Annotated in this window: 18 protein-coding genes; 10 read left to right on the top strand and 8 right to left on the bottom strand. The window is 73.5% G+C overall.

Annotated features, from left to right (window positions below; all coding sequences use genetic code 11):
* Positions 1 to 536 precede the first annotated feature (536 nt).
* Positions 537 to 1,010 carry an ATP-binding protein gene (locus tag S1361_RS17765; protein WP_208036653.1) on the top strand — a complete coding sequence of 158 codons (474 nt, stop codon included), beginning with the start codon at positions 537 to 539 and terminating at the stop codon, positions 1,008 to 1,010.
* Between the two features lie 273 nt (positions 1,011 to 1,283).
* Here S1361_RS17765 and S1361_RS17760 read toward each other — a convergent pair whose 3' ends face one another.
* Positions 1,284 to 2,210, bottom strand: coding sequence for a cyclase family protein (locus tag S1361_RS17760; protein WP_208032814.1), 927 nt, complete (start codon positions 2,208 to 2,210; stop codon positions 1,284 to 1,286).
* A gap of 102 nt (positions 2,211 to 2,312) precedes the next feature.
* On the opposite strand from S1361_RS17760, the gene S1361_RS17755 reads away from it, so the two are divergent.
* The 3 genes from S1361_RS17755 (at position 2,313) to S1361_RS17745 (ending at position 5,537) form a co-directional block, all read left to right on the top strand.
* Positions 2,313 to 3,224 (top strand): SDR family NAD(P)-dependent oxidoreductase, encoded by a 912-nt coding sequence (locus tag S1361_RS17755; protein ID WP_208032813.1) that lies wholly within the window; start codon positions 2,313 to 2,315, stop codon positions 3,222 to 3,224.
* 115 nt (positions 3,225 to 3,339) lie between these two features.
* Complete coding sequence (locus S1361_RS17750; RefSeq protein ID WP_208032812.1) at positions 3,340 to 4,488, top strand: acyl-CoA dehydrogenase family protein; 1,149 nt, start codon at positions 3,340 to 3,342, stop codon at positions 4,486 to 4,488.
* A complete protein-coding gene (locus S1361_RS17745) occupies positions 4,488 to 5,537 on the top strand; it encodes a Zn-dependent alcohol dehydrogenase (protein ID WP_208032811.1) in 1,050 nt (349 codons plus the stop codon). Before S1361_RS17750 ends, S1361_RS17745 begins: the two co-directional genes overlap by 1 nt.
* A 146-nt stretch (positions 5,538 to 5,683) precedes the next feature.
* On the opposite strand, the gene S1361_RS17740 is transcribed toward S1361_RS17745, so the two are convergent.
* Positions 5,684 to 6,706, bottom strand: a complete 1,023-nt coding sequence (locus S1361_RS17740; RefSeq protein WP_208032810.1) for a GlxA family transcriptional regulator — start codon at positions 6,704 to 6,706, stop codon at positions 5,684 to 5,686.
* A 71-nt stretch (positions 6,707 to 6,777) separates the two neighbouring features.
* On the opposite strand from S1361_RS17740, the gene S1361_RS17735 reads away from it, so the two are divergent.
* A complete protein-coding gene (locus tag S1361_RS17735; protein ID WP_208032809.1) occupies positions 6,778 to 8,085 on the top strand; it encodes an MFS transporter in 1,308 nt (435 codons plus the stop codon).
* Positions 8,086 to 8,126: 41 nt separating this feature from the next.
* Here S1361_RS17735 and S1361_RS17730 read toward each other — a convergent pair whose 3' ends face one another.
* The 4 genes from S1361_RS17730 to S1361_RS17715 all read right to left on the bottom strand — a co-directional run bounded on the left by S1361_RS17730 (position 8,127) and on the right by S1361_RS17715 (position 13,068).
* The gene (locus S1361_RS17730; RefSeq protein ID WP_208036652.1) at positions 8,127 to 8,720 is read right to left on the bottom strand and encodes a flavin reductase family protein; all 594 of its coding nucleotides are present in this window, start codon (positions 8,718 to 8,720) and stop codon (positions 8,127 to 8,129) included.
* 50 nt (positions 8,721 to 8,770) lie between these two features.
* Positions 8,771 to 9,559 (bottom strand): enoyl-CoA hydratase/isomerase family protein, encoded by a 789-nt coding sequence (locus S1361_RS17725; protein WP_208032808.1) that lies wholly within the window; start codon positions 9,557 to 9,559, stop codon positions 8,771 to 8,773.
* On the bottom strand, positions 9,556 to 11,775 hold the full coding sequence (locus S1361_RS17720) for an acetate--CoA ligase family protein (protein WP_208036651.1): 2,220 nt from the start codon (positions 11,773 to 11,775) through the stop codon (positions 9,556 to 9,558). The genes S1361_RS17725 and S1361_RS17720 overlap by 4 nt, the downstream gene beginning before the upstream one ends.
* A 105-nt stretch (positions 11,776 to 11,880) precedes the next feature.
* A complete protein-coding gene (locus tag S1361_RS17715; protein WP_208032807.1) occupies positions 11,881 to 13,068 on the bottom strand; it encodes a flavin-containing monooxygenase in 1,188 nt (395 codons plus the stop codon).
* 186 nt (positions 13,069 to 13,254) lie between these two features.
* On the opposite strand from S1361_RS17715, the gene S1361_RS17710 reads away from it, so the two are divergent.
* Together S1361_RS17710 and S1361_RS17705 are read left to right on the top strand one after the other, a co-directional pair.
* Positions 13,255 to 13,704 (top strand): DoxX family membrane protein, encoded by a 450-nt coding sequence (locus S1361_RS17710; RefSeq protein WP_208032806.1) that lies wholly within the window; start codon positions 13,255 to 13,257, stop codon positions 13,702 to 13,704.
* Positions 13,704 to 14,144, top strand: coding sequence for a Zn-ribbon domain-containing OB-fold protein (locus S1361_RS17705; RefSeq protein WP_208032805.1), 441 nt, complete (start codon positions 13,704 to 13,706; stop codon positions 14,142 to 14,144). Before S1361_RS17710 ends, S1361_RS17705 begins: the two co-directional genes overlap by 1 nt.
* Positions 14,145 to 14,621: 477 nt before the next feature.
* Here S1361_RS17705 and S1361_RS17700 read toward each other — a convergent pair whose 3' ends face one another.
* Positions 14,622 to 15,290, bottom strand: coding sequence for a pyridoxine/pyridoxamine 5'-phosphate oxidase (locus tag S1361_RS17700; protein ID WP_208032804.1), 669 nt, complete (start codon positions 15,288 to 15,290; stop codon positions 14,622 to 14,624).
* 28 nt (positions 15,291 to 15,318) lie between these two features.
* Positions 15,319 to 16,491, bottom strand: a complete 1,173-nt coding sequence (locus tag S1361_RS17695; RefSeq protein WP_208032803.1) for a thiolase C-terminal domain-containing protein — start codon at positions 16,489 to 16,491, stop codon at positions 15,319 to 15,321.
* A 74-nt stretch (positions 16,492 to 16,565) separates the two neighbouring features.
* On the opposite strand from S1361_RS17695, the gene S1361_RS17690 reads away from it, so the two are divergent.
* The 3 genes from S1361_RS17690 to S1361_RS17680 all read left to right on the top strand — a co-directional run bounded on the left by S1361_RS17690 (position 16,566) and on the right by S1361_RS17680 (position 19,914).
* Entirely contained in the window at positions 16,566 to 17,750 is a 1,185-nt protein-coding gene (locus S1361_RS17690) for an acyl-CoA dehydrogenase family protein (RefSeq protein ID WP_208032802.1), read from the top strand.
* A gap of 41 nt (positions 17,751 to 17,791) precedes the next feature.
* Complete coding sequence (locus S1361_RS17685; protein WP_208036650.1) at positions 17,792 to 18,268, top strand: nitroreductase/quinone reductase family protein; 477 nt, start codon at positions 17,792 to 17,794, stop codon at positions 18,266 to 18,268.
* Between the two features lie 353 nt (positions 18,269 to 18,621).
* Positions 18,622 to 19,914 carry a hypothetical protein gene (locus S1361_RS17680; protein WP_208032801.1) on the top strand — a complete coding sequence of 431 codons (1,293 nt, stop codon included), beginning with the start codon at positions 18,622 to 18,624 and terminating at the stop codon, positions 19,912 to 19,914.
* Positions 19,915 to 20,069: the final 155 nt, after the last annotated feature.

Genomic DNA, 20,069 nt, shown 5'->3' with positions numbered 1-20,069 from the left:
GGGTCGCGGCGCCCGGGAAGTCATGGCCCACGATGTTGCGGATCGTGGCTCCCTGGCGTCACGGAGCGTTGATACCGGGTTGTGTCCTGCTTGAGACTCGTCACGGACTGGAGTCGGGTGGGTGCTCCGGTACCTTGTGTGGGATGCGAGTGGCTGCGCGTACGAGCCGTGCCGGCGGTCCCCCTGGGACGGTGCCGGACCGCGCGGTGCGCGCCGCTGCTTGCGGGGTGGTCGCGGTGGTGGCCGCCCCTTGTTCGACTCCCCGGCACGAGCGTCGCACAGTATGCCTCACGCGTACTCCTTCGCGCGGGAATATGCCCGAAGCGCTTGTTCGGGTGACTCAACGTCAACCATGCTGTCTCGTAAGGGAGTCACAGTCCGTGACCCCTGCTCTGGCCGTTGTTCTGGCCATGCAGAAAATGGCTACGATCGTGGCCCTCGTCGTGATCGTCGCCACGGCTGACGCCGTGGCACGCGGTCGGCGTGGGGTCATGTGTCCGCCGGTTCGGATGGTGTGAGCGGTGCAGGTGCTTCAAGTGCAGCTGGAGATCCGGCCCGACCCCGCGGAGGTGGGGCGCGCGAGGAGGTGGGCCCGCTCTCGGCTCGCCGGATCCGGAATAGCGGCCGACGAGCCGCTGGCCGAGACCCTGATCCTGCTCGTCTCCGAGCTGGTGACCAACGCCGTGGTGCACACCGGCCGGCCGGCCGTGCTGCGGCTGAGTCTGCCGGCCCCGGCCGCCGAGGAGCGCGCGTCCGCCACGGTCCGGGTCGAGGTCGCGGACGGCAGCTCACGCGCCCCCGTGCCCCGTTGCGCCGGCAGTGACGCCACCGGCGGGCGGGGCCTGGCCCTCGTGGACTGTCTGGCCGACCGCTGGGGCTGGCGCTCCGAGGGTGCCGGCAAGAGCATCTGGTGCGAGCTGGACCGCTGTTCGGGGCCGCGGGAGAGCGCGGCGACGGCGTGCGGCGGCGCGCTGTCCGCGTACGAGGATCTCGCTTTCGAAGCGGTGTAGCCGCCGGGACCGGCGATGCGCCGGGGAGTGCAACCGTGCGCGGGTTCCACGAGCATGGTGTCGCAACGCGTCCCCGTACCGGCGTTGACGTCTCCCGGACGGCTGATCAGGCTGGGGGGCGACGATTCGCCGCGAGGGGACGGCGAGGGCAGCCGTTCGGGGGTTCGGTGGTCCTCGTCGAGGGTGGGTCGCAGCGGGTGGCGGCGCGCACGTGTGACGGTGGGGGGAGGCGCGCCGCCGGCCGCAACCTGTCCGCGCGGTCGCCGCCGCCCTTCAGAGGATCGCCACCGGGGCCACCGGTGTGCCCGTCGCGCCCACGAACGGCTCGGGCATCGCCGACAGCAGGAACGTGTACCGTCCCGTTTCTCCACAGGTTGTGGACAACTCTTCGAGATTCCAGTTCTGGCCCTGCAGCATCCCCATCTCGACCAGATGCAGGGCGTGCACGGGCAGCCACAGGTTCTCGATCTCGGGCGGAAACGTCTCAAAAGTGAGCGTGTCGTTCGCGACCGCCGCCACGTCGCGGGCATGGAACCACTCCGGGCAGCGCACCGACAGCCCCGGCGACGGATAGCCGTACCCGTGCCTGTCCCCGGCCAGGTAGACCTGCACCTGCCCGGTCCGTACGAGCACGATGTCGCCGGCGCGCACGCGGGCACCGGCGAACTCCTCGGCCGCCTCCAGGTCCTCCGGTGTCACCGCGTGGCCGCCCGCCAGCCGGTCCGTCCCGCGCGCGCGTGCCACGTCCAGCAGCACCCCGCGCGAGACAAGGTGGCGCACCTTGTCGATGCCGCTGAACTCCGCGCCGCCGTGCGCGGTGACCGTGTGCGCCGGGCGGCCGTTGTAGAGCTTCCCGGAGTGCGAGACATGGGTCAGCGCGTCCCAGTGGGTGCCGGCCTGCAGGCCCATGGTGACCGCGTCGTCGCTGCACGCCACCGTGCCCGGCCCGAACAGCTCCTGGTTGAGCTGCACCATCGCGTGCAGCGGATTGACCCGGCCCGGGATCAGCCCGGTCTGCACACCGTCCTGCCGGAGGGGGAGGGCGAGCGGGACACGGCGGCCGGTGCGCACCTCGGCGGCGGCCTCGCGCACCACCTCGTCCGTGACCAGGTTCAGGGTGCCGATCTCGTCGTCGGCGCCCCAGCGCCCCCAGTTGTTCACGCGCCCCGCGATCTCGTGGAACTCCTCCGCCAGTGCCATCCGGTGCCTCCCCGGGGCTTGTGCCCGTGTGTGCGGCGGGCCATAGAATCTAACGGACCGTCAATCTAACGATCCGTCAGAAACTGCGGGAAGGGGCCGGGCATGGGGAACTTCTTGGCAGGCAAGGTCATCGCCGTGACGGGTGCCGGACGCGGCATCGGACGGGCGGTGGCCCTGGCGGCGGCGGCCGAGGGGGCGAAGGTCGTCGTCAACGACTACGGCGTGGCGGTGGACGGCGCCTCACCCACCAGCGAGGTCGCCGAGGCCGTCGTCAAGGAGATCGAGGCGGCGGGCGGCGAGGCCGTCGCGGTCGCCGACGACATCTCCACCATGGCGGGCGGGCAGCGGGTCGTGGACACGGCGGTGCGGTCCTACGGCCGGATCGACGGGGCCGTGTGCGTGGCGGGCATCCTGCGCGAGCGGATGCTGTTCAACATGACCGAGGAGGAGTGGGACCCGGTCGTCGCCACCCACCTGAAGGGCACCTTCACCGTGTTCCGGGCCGCCTCGGCCGTCATGCGCAGGCAACGGTCCGGCACCCTCGTCGGCTTCACCAGCGGCAACCACCAGGGGTCCGTCTCGCAGGCCAACTACAGCGCGGCCAAGGGCGGGATCGTCTCGCTGGTCCGCAGCGCGGCGCTGGGGCTGCACAAGTACGGGGTGACCGCGAACGCGGTGGCGCCGGTGGCCCGTACCCGGATGTCGGCGAACGTGCCGAGGGAGCTGGCGGAGATCGGCGAGCCGGAGGACGTGGCCGCGCTGGTGGTGTACCTGCTGTCCGAGCGTGCCGCTGCCCAGGGCGTCACCGGGCAGGTGTACACGGTCGCCGGGCCGAAGATCGCGGTGTGGGCACAGCCGAGGGAACTGCGTGCCGCGTACGCCGTCGACGGGTGGACGCCGGAGACGATCGCGGAGTTCCTGCCGGGCTCGGTGGGGGTGGATCCGATGCCGATGCTCTCCGAGCTCGCGGCGATGGAAGAGGCCGCGCGGCGTGGGGGCCGGCCGAACGCCTGAGAGCCCGGGGCGTGGTGTGGTCGTGCGGCTGCGGCTGCGGCCGCGTCGTGGCCGGCCGCGCAGTTCCCCGCGCCCCCGGGGTGGTGGGCCGGGACGGCACCGAGAGGAGAACGACGTGGACTTCGGATTCACCGCCGAGGACGAGGACTTCCGTGCCGAGGCCCGGGCGTGGCTGGGTGAGCACGTCGGCACCGCGACGGACCGGCGCGCGTGGGAGCGGACTCTCGGTGCCGCCGGGTGGATAGGGCTCGGCTGGCCGGAGCCGGGGTACGGCAACCGCACCGCCGGCCTCACCCAGCAGGTGGTGTGGGCCGAGGAGTACGCCCGGTCGGGGGCACCCCCTCGCTCCGGGCACATCGGGGAGAACCTGCTCGCGCCCACCCTCATCGGCCACGGCGGCGAGGAGCAGAAGAACCGGTTCCTCCCCCCGATCGCCGCCGGCGAGGAGCTGTGGTGCCAGGGGTACAGCGAACCCGGGGCCGGATCCGACCTGGCCGGGGTGCGGACGCTGGCGGTGCGGGAGGGGACGTACTACTGGATCAGTGGGCAGAAGATCTGGACCTCGCTCGCCCACGAGGCCGACTGGTGCTTCCTGCTGGCCCGGACCGATCCGGAGGCGCGGCGGCACCACGGGCTGAGCTTCCTGCTCGTGCCGATGGACCAGCCCGGCCGGATCGAGGTCCGGCCCATCCGGCAGCTGACCGGCACGAGCGACTTCAACGAGGTCTTCTTCGACGGGGCACGCGCGCGCGTGGAGCACGTCGTCGGCGGGGAGGGGAACGGCTGGCGGGTCGCCATGAGCCTGCTGGGCTTCGAGCGCGGGGTGTCGACGCTGGCCCAGCAGATCGGCTTCGCCCGGGAACTGGCGGGGGTCCTCGACGCCGCCGTGGAGACCGGGGCCGTACACGACCCGGTGCTGCGCGCCCGGCTGGTGCGGCAGTGGGCCGAGCTGCGGGTCATGCGCTGGAACGCCCTGCGCACCCTCGGCGGTCCGGCCGGCCCGGGCGCGCCCAGCGTGGCCAAGCTGCTGTGGGCGAACTGGCACCAGCGGCTGGGCGAGCTGGCGGTGGAGGTCCGGGGCGCGGCGGCCGCCGCGGGGCCCACGGACTGGTCACCCGGGTCGCCGTACCCGCTCGACGCGGCCCAGCACCTGTTCCTGTTCTCCCGGGCCGACACCGTGTACGGCGGCTCGGACCAGATCCAGCGCACGATCATCGCCGAGCGGGTGCTCGGTCTGCCGGCCGAGCCGAAGGGGGCCGTGTGATGCGTGGTGTGGTGTTCGACGGCAGACAGGTCCGGGTGGTCGACGACCTGGCGGTACGGGAGCCCGGGCCGGGCGAGGTGCTGGTCGCGATCGCGGCGGCCGGACTGTGCCACAGCGATCTGTCGGTGGTGGACGGCACCATTCCGTTCCCGGTGCCAGTGGTGCTCGGCCATGAGGGTGCCGGGATCGTGGAGGCCGTGGGCGTGGGCGTCACCCATGTCGCACCGGGTGACCATGTGGCCCTGTCCACGCTCGCCCACTGCGGTACCTGCGCGGAGTGCGACCGGGGGCGGCCGACCATGTGCCGGCAGGCGATCGGGCGCCCGGGAAGGCCGTTCACGTGGGGCGCGGACCCGGTGTACCAGTTCGCCGCGAACTCGGCCTTCGCGGAACGGACGGTCGTCCGGGCCGTGCAGGCGGTACGGATCCCCGAGGACATCCCGCTGCCGTCCGCCGCGCTGATCGGGTGCGGGGTGCTCACCGGGGTCGGCGCGGTGCTGAACCGGGCGCGGGTGGACCGCGGGGACAGCGTGGTCGTCATCGGCACGGGCGGGATCGGGCTGAACGTCCTCCAGGGCGCGCGGCTCGCGGGCGCCCTCCGCATCGTGGCCGTGGACGCCAACCCGGCCAAGGAGGAGGTGGCCCGGCAGTTCGGCGCCACGGACTTCCTGACGTCGGCGGAGGGGGTGCGGGACCTGCTGCCGACGGGGGCCGACCATGTCTTCGAGTGCGTGGGCCGGGTGGAGCTGATCCGTCAGGCCGTCGACCTGCTCGACCGGCGCGGCCAGGCGATCCTGCTCGGGGTGCCCCCGGCCACGGCCGAGGCGTCCTTCCTGGTCTCCTCCCTCTACCTGGACAAGTCGATCCTCGGCTGCCGCTACGGCTCCTCGCGCCCCCAGCGGGACATCGCCCTGTACGCCGAGCTGTACCGCCAGGGGCGCCTCCTGCTGGACGAACTGGTGACCGCCGTCCACCCGGTGGAGGACTTCGAGAAGGCCCGGGCGGAGGCGGAGGCGGGACGGGTGGCGCGTGCGGTGCTCACGTTCTGAGCCGCCGCTGCAGCCGCGGCGCTCCCGGGCCGTCCCGGACGGCACGACATGGACCTGGCGGACGACGGAACGCGGGACGCCACGGGCCGCTCCGGCGATCCCCTCATGCCGGAACCGTTGCGGCGTCCGGGAGGCGGCAGGCCAGGTCAGTGCGGGCTCCCGCCGTCGCCGTGCCGCTCGGCGCCGCCGGTCCGGAAGGTGCGCCGGTACGCGGTCGGGGTGACGCCGAGGGACGTCTGCAGGTGCAGGCGCAGCGACTGGGCCGTGCCGAAGCCGGACTCCCGGGCCACCTGGTCCATCGGCAGGTCGGTGGTCTCCAGCAGGTGCCGGGCGCGCTCCACGCGCTGCTGGGTGAGCCACTGGCCGGGGCTGACGCCGACCTCCTCGCGGAAGCGGCGGGTGAAGGTGCGTACCGACATGTTCTCCCGGCCGGCCAGGTCGCGCAGCTGGATCGGCTCGTGCAGCCGGTCCAGTGCCCAGGCCCGGGCGGCGGTCGTCGTGGCCAGCTGGGGGTCGGGGACCGGGCGTTGGATGTACTGGGCCTGGCCGCCGTCGCGGTGGGGCGGTACGACCGTGTGGCGGGCCACGTCGTTGGCGACGGCCGTGCCGAAGTCGCGCCGGACCATGTGCAGGCACAGGTCGATCCCGGCGGCCACACCGGCCGAGGTCAGCACGTCACCGTCGTCGATGAACAGCACGTCCGGGTCCACCCTGACCTTCGGGAACATCCGCTGGAAGCGCTCGGCGTCCGCCCAGTGCGTGGTCGCCGGGCGGCCGTCGAGGCGGCCGGCGGCGGCGAGGACGTAGACGCCGGTGCAGATGGAGGCGAGGCGGGTGCCGGGGCGGATGCGGGCGAGGGCGGCGGCCAGGTCGTCGGTGAGCCGGCCCTCGTCGTAGAGCGGGCCGTGCTCGTACGACGCCGGGACGATCACCGTGTCGGCGGTGGCCAGCGTCTCGGGGCCGTGGGTGACGTGCACGGCGAAGTCGGCGTCCGTGCGGACGGGGCCGGGCGCCCGTACCGAGCAGGTCAGGACCTCGTACAGATGCCGGCCCCACGCGTCCCGGGGGCGGCCGAAGATCCGGTGCGGGATGCCCAGCTCGAAGGGCAGCAGGCCGTCCAGGGCGAGGACGGCGATCCGGTGCGGCCGGAGTTCCCCGGGGGTCGTCATGGCCCGATCGTAGCGAAGGCTGTCCTCCCGGCCACTCGATGCGCGTACACGGACAGCGGAGGCTGGATGACGTGACTCAGACAAGACCCGCCGCCGTCCCCGCCCAGGCCCCGCCCGGCCGGCGCCACGGCGTGCACCGCGCCTGGTTCGTCGCCGCCGTCACGTTCGTGACGATCACCGGCGCGGCGGCCTTCCGCTCACTGCCGTCCCTGCTCATCGACCCGCTGCACCAGGAGTTCGGCTGGTCGCGCGGCACGATCGGCGCGGCCGTCTCCGTCAACCTTGCGCTGTACGGCCTCACCGCGCCGTTCGCCGCCGCGCTGATGGACCGCTTCGGCATCCGCCGCGTGGTCGCCGCCGCGCTCACCGTGATCGCGGTCGGCTCGGGCCTGACCGTGTGGATGACGGCGGCCTGGCAACTGCTGCTCTGCTGGGGCCTGCTGGTGGGGCTCGGCACCGGGTCCATGGCGCTGGCCTTCGCCGCGACGGTCACCAACCGCTGGTTCACCGAGCGGCGCGGCCTGGTCAGCGGCATCCTCACCGCGGCCTCCGCCTCCGGCCAGCTGGTCTTCCTGCCGCTGCTGTCCTGGATCGTCGAGCGCCACGACTGGCGGCCCGCCGCGGTCACGGTGGCCCTGGCCGCGTTCGCCGTGGTCCCCTTCGTCTGGCTGCTGCTGCGCGACCACCCGGCCGACGTGGGCGTCGCGCCGTACGGCGCACGGGAGTTCGTCCCCAGGCCGGCGCCCGTCACCGGCGCCGCCCGCCGCACGCTCGCGGTGCTGTCCTCCTCCGTCCGCACGGGCACCTTCTGGCTGCTCGCCGGCACCTTCGCGATCTGCGGTGCGTCCACCAACGGCCTGGTCCAGACGCACTTCGTGCCCGCCGAGCACGACCACGGGATGCCCGTGACGACCGCGGCCTCGCTGCTGGCGGTGATCGGCGTGTTCGACGTCGTCGGCACGATCGCCTCCGGCTGGTTCACCGACCGGTTCGAACCGCGCCGCCTGCTCGCCGTCTACTACGCCCTGCGCGGGCTGTCCCTGCTCTTCCTGCCGATGCTGCTGGGCCCCGCCGTCCACCCGCCGATGCTCTTCTTCATCGTCTTCTACGGCCTGGACTGGGTGGCCACCGTCCCGCCCACCCTGGCCCTGTGCCGGGAGCAGTTCGGCGAGGACAGCGCCATCGTCTTCGGCTGGGTGCTCGCCTCCCACCAGATCGGCGCGGCCCTCGTCGCCTACCTCGGCGGAGCCGCCCGGGACGTCTTCGGCTCCTACGACGTCGTCTGGTACGCCTCCGGCACGCTGTGCGCGGCGGCGGCCCTGATGTCCCTGGTCATCCGGCGCGGCACACCGGCCGTCGGCACCCTCGCCGTGTCCTGAGGACACCCTCGACCACAGGGCCCCGGCGCCGACCGGCGGTCTCAGTGGTCCCCGAGCCGCGCGAACCGCCCCCGGTGGAAGAGCAGCGGCTCCGCGGTGTCGTCCGCACCGAGGGCGGCCACCCGTCCTACGACGATGAGGTGGTCGCCCCCGGTGTGCACGGCGTGGACGGCACAGTCGATCCAGGCGGCGGCACCGGCGAGCCGCGGCGACGCGGAGACGGGCGCGGGGTCGTACGCCACCTGCGCGAACTTGTCCGCGCCGCTCACCGCGAAGGCCCGGCACAGCCGGTCCTGGCCCGCGCTCAGCACGTTGACGCAGAAGACACCGGCACGGGCGATGCGCGGCCAGGTCGTGGAGGTACGGCCCACCATGAAGCAGACGAGGGGCGGTTCCAGGGAGAGGGAGGAGAAGGACTGGCAGGCGAACCCGGCGGGCCCGTCGCCGTCGGTACCGGGCGCGGTGATCACGGTGACCCCGCTGGCGAAGCTCCCCAGCACCCGCCGGAACTCCCCCTGTCCCACCGGCGCCGGTTCGTCCGCCCGGACGCACCGCAACTCCGGCCGCGGCAACGCCTCGACGGGCCTGGCCCCCAGATACCGGACGGCGGCAGCCGCCGCCCCTGCGTGTCCCATCACGAGCCCATTGAAGCTGACGGGTGGTCAGATAGGAACCCCCGTGGAGGTCAGCGCCCCCGGAACTCCGCGTCGCGGCGCTCCGCGAACGCTCGCAGGCCCTCCCCGGCGTCCGCCGTCGTCATGTTGATCTCCTGGGCCCAGGCCTCCGCGGCGAGGGCGGAGGCGCGGTCGGTGTCCAGGGAGGTGTTCAGGAGGTGTTTGGCCAGGGCCAGGGCCCGCGTCGGTCCGGACGACAGGCGGGTCGCCCAGGCGTGGGCCGCCTTCGGCAGGTCGGGGTCGGGGACGACCCGGTTGACCAGGCCCAGGCGGTGCGCCTCCGGTGCCGGTACCGCGTCGCCGAAGAACATCAGTTCCTTCGCCCGCTGCGGGCCGATCAGCCGGGGGAGGAGATAGGCGCCGGCCGCGTCGGGGACCAGCCCGCGGCGGACGAACACCTCGATGAAGCGGGCCGATTCGGCGGCCAGCACCAGGTCGCAGGCGAAGGCCAGGTGCGCGCCGAGGCCGGCCGCCGTGCCGTTCACCGCGGCCAGGACCGGTTTCTCGCAGTCCAGCACGGCGCAGACCAGCCGCTGCGCCCCCAGCCGCAGCATCCGCGCCACGTCACCCGGGACCCGGTCGCCCGAACCGGCCCCGCCCCGCAGGTCCGCGCCCGCGCAGAAGCCCCGGCCGCTGCCCGTGAGGACCACCGCCCGGACGTCCGGGGCCGCGGAGGCCTGGGCCAGCAGGTCGACGAGGCGGTCGCGCATGGCCGGGGTCAGGGCGTTCAGGGACTCCGGCCGGTTCAGGGTGAGGTACGAGACGTGGTCGCGGATCTCGTGGCGTACGGCCTCGCTCATCGGCACACCGCCAGCGCGTCCAGCGCCACCGCGCCCTGCCCCCGGGGCAGCACCATCAGCGGGTTGATGTCCAGCTCCGCGATCGACCCGCCGAGTTCCAGCGCCATGCGCTGGACCCGCAGGATCACCTCCACCAGCGCGTCCGCGTCGGCGGGCGGGCGGCCGCGGACGCCGGACAGCAGGGCCCGGCCGCGGAGTTCGCCGAGCATGGCACGGGCCTGGTCCTCGCCGAAGGGCGGGACGCGGACCGCCGCGTCGTGCAGCACCTCCACCAGGATCCCGCCGAGCCCGACCGTCACCGTCGGTCCGAAGAGGTCGTCATGGGTGACGCCGACCATCATCTCCACGCCCTGCTCGACCATCTGGCACACCAGGACCCCGTCAAGACCGACGCCCTCGTAGCGGGCGATGTCGGTCAGTTCGCGGTACGCGTCGCGGACCTGGCTCGCCGAGGTCAGGCCGATCTTCACCAGGCCCAGCTCGGTCTTGTGGGCGATCTGTGCGCCGGACGCCTTCATCACCACCGGGTAGCCCACCTGCCCGGCCGCCCGTACGGCCGCCGCCGCGCTGGTCACCAGCTGCTCGCGCGGCACCCGGATGCCGTACGCCCGCAGCAGCTGCTTGGCCGCGTGCTCGCTCAGCTGCCGGCCGGGCTGCATCAGCGCCTCGGCCTTGCGGAAGGAGGGGGAGGGGATGCGCGGGGCCTCGTCGAAGGGGGAGCGGTAGCCGCTCACGAAGCGGTGGTGGTCCAGCCAGGCGCGGACCGCGGTGAGGCAGTTGCCCACCGTGCGGAAGGTGGCCACGCGCGACGAGCCGAGCAGCACCTCCCGGTACGCCGCCTCCGTGCCCACCGGAGAGCCCCACACCACGCACACCAGCTTGTCCGTCTCCTCGGCGGCCGCCACCAGGTCCCTCACGAGCCTGTCGCTCAGCGGCGGGAAGGGGCCCGTCACCGGGCAGATCAGGACGCCGACCGCGGGATCGGCGAGGATCGCGTCGATGATCTTCCGGCCGCGCCGGTCGCCGACCGGATGACCCCCGTTGTCCACCGGGTTGGCCACGTTCAGGTACTCCGGTATCCACTGGTGCAGCTCGGCCTGCTTCTCCGGTGACAGCCTCGGCAGCCGCAGCCCCGCCCCGGCGGCCAGGTCGGCGACGTGCGCGCCGGTGCCGCCGGAGATGGAGTAGACGGCCACGCCGTCGGCCAGGGGCGCCCGCGCCCGCGCCAGCAGGGCGGCGGTGTCCTGGAGTTCGTCCAGGGCGTCGACGCGGATCACGCCGTACTGCCGCATGGCCGCGTCCACCACGTCGTCCGCGCCGGTGAGCTTGCCCGTGTGCGAGGCGGCGGTCCGGGCGCCGGTCTCGGTGCGGCCCACCTTGACGGCGACCACCGGAACCCCGCGGCGGGCGGCCCGGTCGGCGGCCAGCAGGAAGGAGCGGCCGTCCTTGAGCCCTTCCACGTAGCAGGCGATCGCGCCGACCTCGGGCTGCTCGGCGAACCAGGAGAGGAAGTCGGCGGTCTCCAGGTCGGCCTCGTTGCCGGTGGGCGCCCAGTGCGAGAGCCGGATGCCGAGTTCCTGCAGGGCGAAGACGGGCCGGCCCTGGTGCCCGGACTGGGTGATCAGCGCGATGGCCGGCCCGGACAGGTCCTCCCGGAACCGTTCGAAGGCGTTGAGGTTGGTGTTCGGACCGAGCAGCCGCAGCCCCGAGTGCCGTACGGCCTCGGCCAGCCGCTCCTGGGCCTCGGCGCCCGCCTCCCCGGTCTCCGCGAACCCCGAGGCGAAGGCGACCGCGAACCGCACCTTCGCCTCGGCGAGTTGCCCGATCAGCGGGAGCGGGTCGGCCACCAGCAGGACGGCCAGATCGACCCCTTCGGGCAGCTCGGCGACCGAGGACACGCAGGGCAGGCCGAAGACCGACGACCGGGCCGGGTGCACCGGGTGCACCCGCGCCCCGACCCGCCCGGCCCAGTCCAGCAGTTGCCGGGTGATACCGGTGTTCGGCCGGCCCTCGGCGTCCGAGGCGCCGATCACGGCGACCGACTCCGGCCGGAAGAACCGGGTCAGGTCCGGTACGTCCGCGTGGAGCGGGCGCCCGCTGACATCGACGTCCGCCACCCGGTCGTGGACGGCGGGGCCGGGCCGCTGCTCGCCGCAGGCGATGACCCGGGCCCGGCGGGAGTCGGTGGTGAGGGTGCCGTGGGTCGATCCGAGCATGGTTCCGCCCGCCTCCCGTGAGACAGCCATGACGGTCAGCTGTAACTGACGCTTTGTCAGATTACTGAACTGACTGAATGTCAGGAATGGGTCGGAACGGCAAAGTTACCGATGGGTGGGAAGTTGCTTGGTGACGGCCCGGGCGATCTTCCCCGCGTCGATCGCCAGCTCCCGCAGCATCCCGCTGATGGGATTGGTGAACCCGGTGAAGTACAGGCCGGGCGCCTGCGCGGGCGCACGGCCGCCGTGCACCACCGGCCGGCCGCGCCCGTCCAGCACCCCGAGATGCCCGACGAGCCCCTCCAGCGCCCGCACGTACCCGGTCGCCGCGATCACTGCGTCGGGCGCGATCCGGCTGCCGTCGGCGAGGACCACCTTGCCGTCCTCGAACGCCTCCACGGCGGCCACGATCTCCACCTTCCCCTTGCGTACGGCGTCGATCAGTCCGACGTCCTGGACCGGGATCGCGCCCTGCCGGACCCTGCTGTACAGGCCGGTGTCCGGCCGCGGCAGCCCGTGCGCGGACAGGTCCGGGGTGCTGAGCCGCCCCACCGGCCCGGCGAGCCGGTCCACGAGCCGCACCGGCAGCCGCCGGACCAGCACGCCCGTGTACTGGGCGGCCCAGCCGAGGGTCGACCGGCGCAGGATGTGCGGCGCGGTGCGCACCGCCAGCCGTACCCGGGCGGCCCCGCCCTCCACCAGGTCCACGGCGATCTCGGCGCCCGTGTTGCCGATCCCGACGACGAGCACGTCACGGTCCCGGTACGGCTCGGCGTTGCGGTAGCCGCCGGCGTGCAGCAGCTCGCCGCCGTACCCCTCCCGGCCCGGCCAGTCGGGCACCCGGGGGGTGTGGTTGAAGCCGGTGGCGACGACCACCGCGCTGCCGGTCAGCTCCCGGCCGCCGGAGGCGTGCAGCAGCCAGCCGGTGCCGTCCACGGTCCGCTCGACCCGGTGGACCTCCACGCCGGTGACGATCTCCAGCGCATGGTGCTCGGCGTACTTCTCCAGGTAGCGCACGACGTCGTCCCGGGACACCCAGCGCCCGAACCTCCGGGGCATGCGCAGGCCGGGCAGTGCGGACAGCCGCCGCGTGGTGTGCAGGTGCAGCCGGTCGTAGTGCCGCCGCCAGGAGGCGCCGACCTGGTCGGACTTCTCCAGGACCACCGCCCGTACGCCCCGTGCCCGCAGCGCGTACGCCGCGGCGAGGCCGCCCGGGCCGGCGCCGATGACGTAGACCGGGCGGTCGGCCGGGGTCGGTGAGAGGTGGACGGGCGAAGGACGGGAGACGGCCATGAGCGGGAGCGTAATCACCCACCCGGTTGATGGGTCTCGGTCAAGACCGGAATTGGTTGCGGATTGATCACGGGTGCACGGAAAGTGTGCTCCGGCCGTGGAGGACGCGTCCCTCGCCGCCTGCTCCACGGACACCGGCGGACCCACCGGTGGGCATCCGCGCTTATCTGACGTACCGTCAGTTCCATGGACTCGATATGGCTCGACGGCGCGCAGTGGCTGGCGGTGCTGCGGATCGGTCTTGGCCTGTGGTGGCTGGAGAGCTGGCGGCACAAGGACAAGAAGGCCTGGTTCGAACGGGGCAGCGGCATCGCCTGGGCGGCGGACGTGGCGGCGAAACACCGGTGGACACCGGTCCGGGCGGGCTTCGACACGGTGGTCGCACCCCGCCCGCGGCTGATGGCGTACGTGGTCGCCTACGCCGAACTGTCCCTGGGCCTCGGCCTGATCGCCGGCTTCCTGACCCCGGTCGCGCTGGCCGGCGGCCTGCTCCTCAACGCGGTCTACTTCGTCCTCATGATCCACGACTGGGCGGAGCAGGGCCAGAACTCGATGATGGCCCTGATCTCCCTGACCGGCCTGTTCGGCATGTCCTGGCAGACGTGGTCGCTGGACGCGGCCCTGGGGTGGTTCTGATGGACGGCCCGCCTCACGACGTCCCCGAGGCCGACGCCCTCACCCGCCCCTACTGGGAGGCGGCGGCCCGGGGCCGGCTGCTGGTCCGCCGCTGCGGGGCCTGCGGCCGGGCCCACCACTATCCCCGGGAGTTCTGCCCGCACTGCTGGGGCGAGGAGGTGACCTGGGAGGAGGCGAGCGGCAGGGCCACGCTCTACACGTGGTCCGCGGTCCACCACAACGACCTCCCCCCGTTCACCGGCCGCGTCCCCTACCTGGCCGCGGTGGTCGACCTGGCCGAGGGCCCCCGGATGATGACGGAACTGGTGGACTGCCCGGCGGGCACCGCGCGGGCCGGGATGCCGCTGGAGGTGGCGTTCCGGGACGGGATCCCGGTGTTCCGGTCGGGGCCGGGGGGCGGCGAGCCGGGCCCGGGCGCCCTCGGTTCCACGGCTCGCTGAACGACCGGCCCGGCACCGGCTTGGCGATGAGCGCGACCGGGGCGAAGAAGTCGACCTGGCCGATCGCGGACATCAGCGTGGCCGGCGCCTTGCCCTCGTAGTGCTCGGCCGCCCGCGCGTACGGCTCGCCGGACGCCCGCTCACCGCCCGCGGACGGCTGGAGCACGGCCTCCACCAGGGCCGGCGCGGCCCGCTCGGCGGCGGTGAAGTACAGCGAGTTGCACCAGGACGCCACCGAGGTGATCGCTCCTCCGACTCCCCGGCCCGGCGCAGGAAGCCGGTGTGCAGGACGGTCAGGCAGGTGCTGCCGACGATCTGCCCGGCCCGCAGCCGGACCAGGCTGATCGTGGCGCGCGGCACCGAAACGCTTCTCCGCCGCCGGCTCCTCGGGGCTCGTGACGTGCTGTCACTGCCCTGACGGACGGCGCGGGGGAAGTGCGACCGGCGGAGGGAAGAACTTGTGCCGGACAAGTCCTGCTACGGCCACAGCAGCGTCCTGCTCCAGCCGAACCCGGTGCTGCGGTACTCCAGGCGTACGTGCCGCCGCTGGGGGTCCCCCTGGAAGAACTCCACGGTCTGCGGGCGCAGCCGGTAGAGCGTCCAGGTCGGCGACGGCTCCTCGGGATGGGCCCGGGCCCGCTCCCAGGCCGCCTCCGAGGCCCGCCGCAGCTCCGCCACGGAGGACAGCTCCTCGCTCTGCCGGCCGGTCAGCGCGGCGGCCAGCGCGCCCGTGGACCGCGCGTGCAGATCGGCCTGGCTCTCCTCGGCCGGCGCCGAGGTGACCGGCCCCCGGACCCGCACCTGGCGGCCCAGCACCGGCCAGTAGAAGGCGAGGGCCGCGTGCGGCCGGGCGCTCAGCGCGCGGCCCTTGCGGCTCGTGGCGTGCGTGGCGAAGGACCAGCCGTCCGGATCGGCGCCGTGCAGCATCACGATCCGCACGTCCGGCCTGCCCTCCTCGTCCACGGTCGCCAGTGACATGGTGTGCGGCTCCGGCTGCCCCGCCGCAACCGCCTCCGCGAACCAGCTCGTGAACAGGGCCAGCGGAGTGGGAGGGGCCGTATCGGGGTCGAAGGGCGGCAGCCGGGTCACCCCGGGGTCCCAGACCCGCAGCGAGCGGAGCAGTTCGTGAAGATCGTGCTGTTCCATGGGGCGAGTATCACCGCTGTTCCACGGCTCAGTCCCGTCCCAGCACCACCGTCCCCGAGGAGCAGAACCAGCCCCCGGTCCCGGACGCCACCGCCAGCCGGGGCAATCCGCCGTCGCGGCGCCGGACCTGGCGTTCCCCGGCCTCCCCCCGCAGTTGCCGGACGGCCTCCACCAGCAGGAACAGTCCCCGCATCCCCGGGTGCTGCGCCGACAGCCCGCCCCCGTCCGTGTTCACCGGCAGCTCCCCGCCCCGCACCAGCAGCCGGCCCTTCTCCACGAAGGCCCCGCCCTCCCCCTTGGCGCAGAAGCCCAGGTCCTCCAGGGTCACCAGGGTCATGTACGTGAAGGCGTCGTAGATCTCCGCGAAGTCGACGTCCGCCGGGGCCACCCCCGCCCGGGCGAAGGCCAGCCGGCCGCTCACCGCCGCCGGGGAGACCGTGAAGTCCGGCCACTCGGACATCGCGGCGTGGGAGACGTGCTCGCCGGTGCCGAGGATCCGGACGGGGGCCGTACGGCAGTCCGCCACGTACTCCTCGGCCGCCAGCAGGACCGCCGCGCCGCCGTCCGAGCGCAGACAGCAGTGCAGCCGGGTGAAGGGGTCCGCGATCACCGGGCCGGACAGCACGTCGTCGACGGTGACCGGCTCGTGGAACATCGCCTCCGGGTTCAGGGCCGCGTTCGCCCGCGCCTGGACCGCCACCTGCGCCAGCTGCTCGATCGTCGTGCCGTACTCGATCATGTGCCGGCGGGCCGCCATCGCGTACTTCGCGATCAGCGTGTGGCCGTACGGCGCCTCGAACTGGAGCGGGCCGCGGGCGCCGAAGGACAGGGTGCCCGTCCGGCGGCCCGCCCTGATGTCCGCCCGGGCCGTGGAGCCGTACACCAGCAGCACGGCGTTGGCGTGGCCCGCCGCGATCGCGTCCGCCGCGTGCGCCGCCATGACCTCCCAGGTCGCGCCGCCCACCGAGGTGGAGTCCACCCAGGTGGGGCGCAGGCCCAGGTACTCGGCGACCTCCACCGGCGCCAGCGTGCCGAGACCCGCCGAGGCGAACCCGTCGACCACCGTGCGGTCCAGGCCCGCGTCGGCGAGTGCCCTCCGGGCGGCCTGGGCGTGCAGGGCGTACGCCGTCGCGTCGGCCACCCGTCCGCAGTCGGACAGCGCCACCCCGACCACGGCGACTTTCCTGGTCCCGCGCTTCATGAGAGGGCTCCTCCCTCTGGGCATCTCGTTCCGGCCTCCCTAATATGACGCTCCGTCAGATATGGAGGAAGGCCATGGACACGCGCCTCACCGCCGAGCAGGACGAGATCCGCCGGACCCTGCGCGAGGTGCTGCGCAAACGCTGCGGCCCGGCCCGGTTGCGGGCCGCCGTCGACACCCCCGCCGGACACGACCCCCTCCTGTGGTCGGCCCTCGCCGACCGGCTCGGCCTGCCCGGCCTCGCCCTCCCCGAGCGGTACGGCGGCGTCGGCTGCTCGGCCACCGAGCTGGCCCTCGCCTGCGAGGAGACCGGACGCGCCCTGGCCCCCTCCCCGCTGCTCGCCACCTCCGTGCTCACCGCCCCGCTGGTCCTCGCCCTCGGCACCGGGACCCAGCGCGCCGGGCTGCTGCCGCGCATCGCCGCCGGATCGCTCACCGCCGCCCTCGCCGTCTCCGGACCCGCGCTCACCACCGCCCTCGCGCTGACCGGCCGGAACACCGGGTACAGCGCCGGCGGCGGGCGGGCGGGCGGGGTACAGGCACGGCGGGCGGAGGGCGGCTGGCGGCTGTACGGAGAGGTCGCGCAGGTGCTGGACGGGCACAGCGCCGGCATGCTGCTCGTCGCCGCGCACACCGGGGGGTACGCCCGGTCGCGGACCCTGCTGTTCCTGGTGGCGGGGGACGAACCGGGGCTGGCACGGGCCCGGCAGTCCACGCTGGACGCCACCCGGCCCCAGGGCCGTGTGCACCTGCGGGACGTGCGCGCCGAGTTGCTGGGCACGGAGGACGCGGACGTGCTGCCCGCCCTCGCCGCGGCCGGGGACGCCGTCGCCGCGGTGCTCGCCGCCGAGGCCGTGGGAGCGGCCGGCCGGGTGCTGGAGCGGACCGTGGAGTACGCCGGGCAGCGGATGCAGTTCGGCCGGCCCATCGGCTCCTTCCAGGCCGTGAAGCACCGGCTGGCGGACGTGTACGTGGCGGTGCAGGCGGCACGGTCGGCCGCGTACTACGCCGCCTGGGCGGCAGGGCGCGGGCAGGGAGCCGGCGCGCTGGCGCTCGCCCAGGCGCTGGAGGCGCTGCGGTGCGCCGCCGCCGAGGGCATCCAGCTGCACGGCGGGATCGGTTTCACCTGGGAGCACGACGCCCACCTGTACTTCAAGCGGGCGGCCGGCGACGAGCTGCTGTTCGGCCCGGCGCACCGGCTGCGCGACCGGGCCGCCGAGGCGGCGGGACTGTTCACGGGAGGGGAGGTGGCCGTCTGATGGGCGGTACCGGAGCGGTGCGCACGAGAGGCGGTGCCGGGATGCTGCGGTGCGTGCAGAGGGTCTCCTCGACCCGGGCGTTCGCCAAGGTCGCCCCGCATGTGATCCCGGCCCTCGACCGGGCCGTGCACCGGCTCACCCGGGGCAGGGTGCTGCCGAGCGCCCGGCTGTTGCCCGGCGTGGTCCTCACCTCCACCGGCGCCCGCAGCGGCCGCCCCCGCCGGACCCCGCTGGCCTGCATGCCGGAGCGGGACGGCAGCGGCTGGATCCTGGTGGGCTCCAACTTCGGGCGCCCCGGCCATCCCGCCTGGACCCACAACCTCCTCGCCCGTCCGCAGGCCTCCATCAGCTGGCAGGGCCGGGAGATCCCCGTCACCGCCCGCCTCCTCACCGGCGAGGAACGGGCCGCCGTCTGGCAGGCACTGCTGGCGTTCTGGCCGCCGTACGCCGTGTACCAGGGGCGGGTGGAGCGGGAGATCAGGGTCTTCCGGCTGACCCGCGGGCCCGAGGGCCCCTAGGGGCAATGCCGTTGCAGGGCCTGCGGGGCGGCTGGCATGTGCTGGGTTGTGAGCCCCTGCGGGTGCCGGCTGTCGGCGGTGGACGGGACCTGTGCGCCGGGAATGACGTAGACATCACAGTTGGGCTGTTCGGGGGTACTTCGCGATCCGGCCGTGCGAAATCGGCGAACTCTCGTTGGAGGTGTCGGAACAGGCACCTCTGAGAGGAGAGCTCGATGCGCACCCGGACTTTGGGGCTGGCCGTCATGGCGGCGTTGGCGGCGAGCGGCTTGGCGGCCACGGGCTCGGGGGTCGCCTTCTCACAAGGGATGGACGGACACGGAGCGGGTGCGACCGCCGACGGGGGATCGGCTGTGGCGGTCGGCGCGGAACAGAACACCGCGCAGGCCCACCGCCAGAACAACAACTGCGACCACCAAAACGGCGCGGCCGTCACCGACACGCTGACGGGCAGCCGACGGGAGACTCGCTGCGCATCCGCTGACGAGTCTTTCAATCACCATTCCAAGACGGTGGGTGGTGGCGCAGACGCCCGCGGAGGATCCAGCGGTGGCGTCCTGTCCCAGCAGAACATCGCTCAGGAGGGCCGGCAGAACAACAGCTGCGCCAACGAAAACGACACGAACGCCACCCTGAGCGGAAGTTCCCTGGAGGCCGACTGCACCAACGCCGATGCGTCCCTCAACAAGCGCACCCACATCCAGGGAGGCGGCGCAAGCGCCCACGGCGGATCGGGCGCGGGAATCGGCGACAATCTGAACACGGCTCAGGAGGGCCGGCAGAACAACAACTGCGCGGACTCCACCGCCGCCTTCCGCCTGACCGGCGCGCGGGTGGCCGGGCGCTGTCACAACGCGGACGCCTCGGTCAACAAGCACACGCACGTGTCAGGAAAGGGAGCCAGGGCCAACGGCGGCAACGCCAACGAGCTGCTGCAGCACAACACGGCCCAGGAGGGCCGGCAGAACAACAACTGCGCTGACCCCAACAACAGCGATCTGACGGTGCGGGGCGGGAAGCTCGTGGGTGAGTGCGAGAGCGTGGACGCCTCGGTCAACAAGAAGACCGTGACCAAGGGCGGCGGCGCCACGGCGAACGGCGGCAACGGCGCAGGGTTCGTGGCACAGCAGAACGTGGCGCAGGAAGGCCGGCAGAACAACAACTGCGCCAACCCCAACGCCACTGCCGCGGTGGTGAGTGGCGGGCGACTCGCGGGTCAGTGCGAGAGCGTGGACGCCTCGGTCAACAAGAAGACCGTGACCAAGGGCGGCGGCGCCACGGCGAGCGGCGGCGACAGCGGTGGCGACCTGGCACAGCAGAACGTGGCGCAGGAAGGCCGGCAGAACAACAACTGCGCCAACCCCAACGACTCCACCCTCACGCTCGATGGGTCCCGGGACGAGGTCACCTGCGGATTGGCCGACGACTCGGTGAACGTGAAAACGGTCGAGGCCGGTGGCGGCGCCGAGGCCAGGGGCGGTTCGAGCGCGACCGCCCTGTTCCAGCAGAACACCGCTCAGGAAGGCCGGCAGAACAACAACTGCGGCAACCCCAACAACGCGGTGATGACTCTCGACGGAAGCCACAACCAGACCGAGTGCCTGGCGATCGACCACTCCAGGAACATCGGCACCGTCACCCGGTGAACACCAGGGCGCGGCCGGCAGCGTGCGGGCTGTGCCCGGTGGTGACGTTCGGGAGCAGAACCTGGCCCGCGGCGACTCCGCCCGGCTGACAGGCACCGGACCGGCCGTGCCGTCCAGCGCGGCGCCAAGCAGTCACCACCGCCGATGCGTAGTGC

Origin of the sequence: Streptomyces cyanogenus, assembly GCF_017526105.1 — a bacterium.
Lineage (GTDB): Bacteria > Actinomycetota > Actinomycetes > Streptomycetales > Streptomycetaceae > Streptomyces > Streptomyces cyanogenus.
Note: the sequence above shows the minus strand (reverse complement) of the source record. Positions and strands in the feature narration are given on the sequence as shown.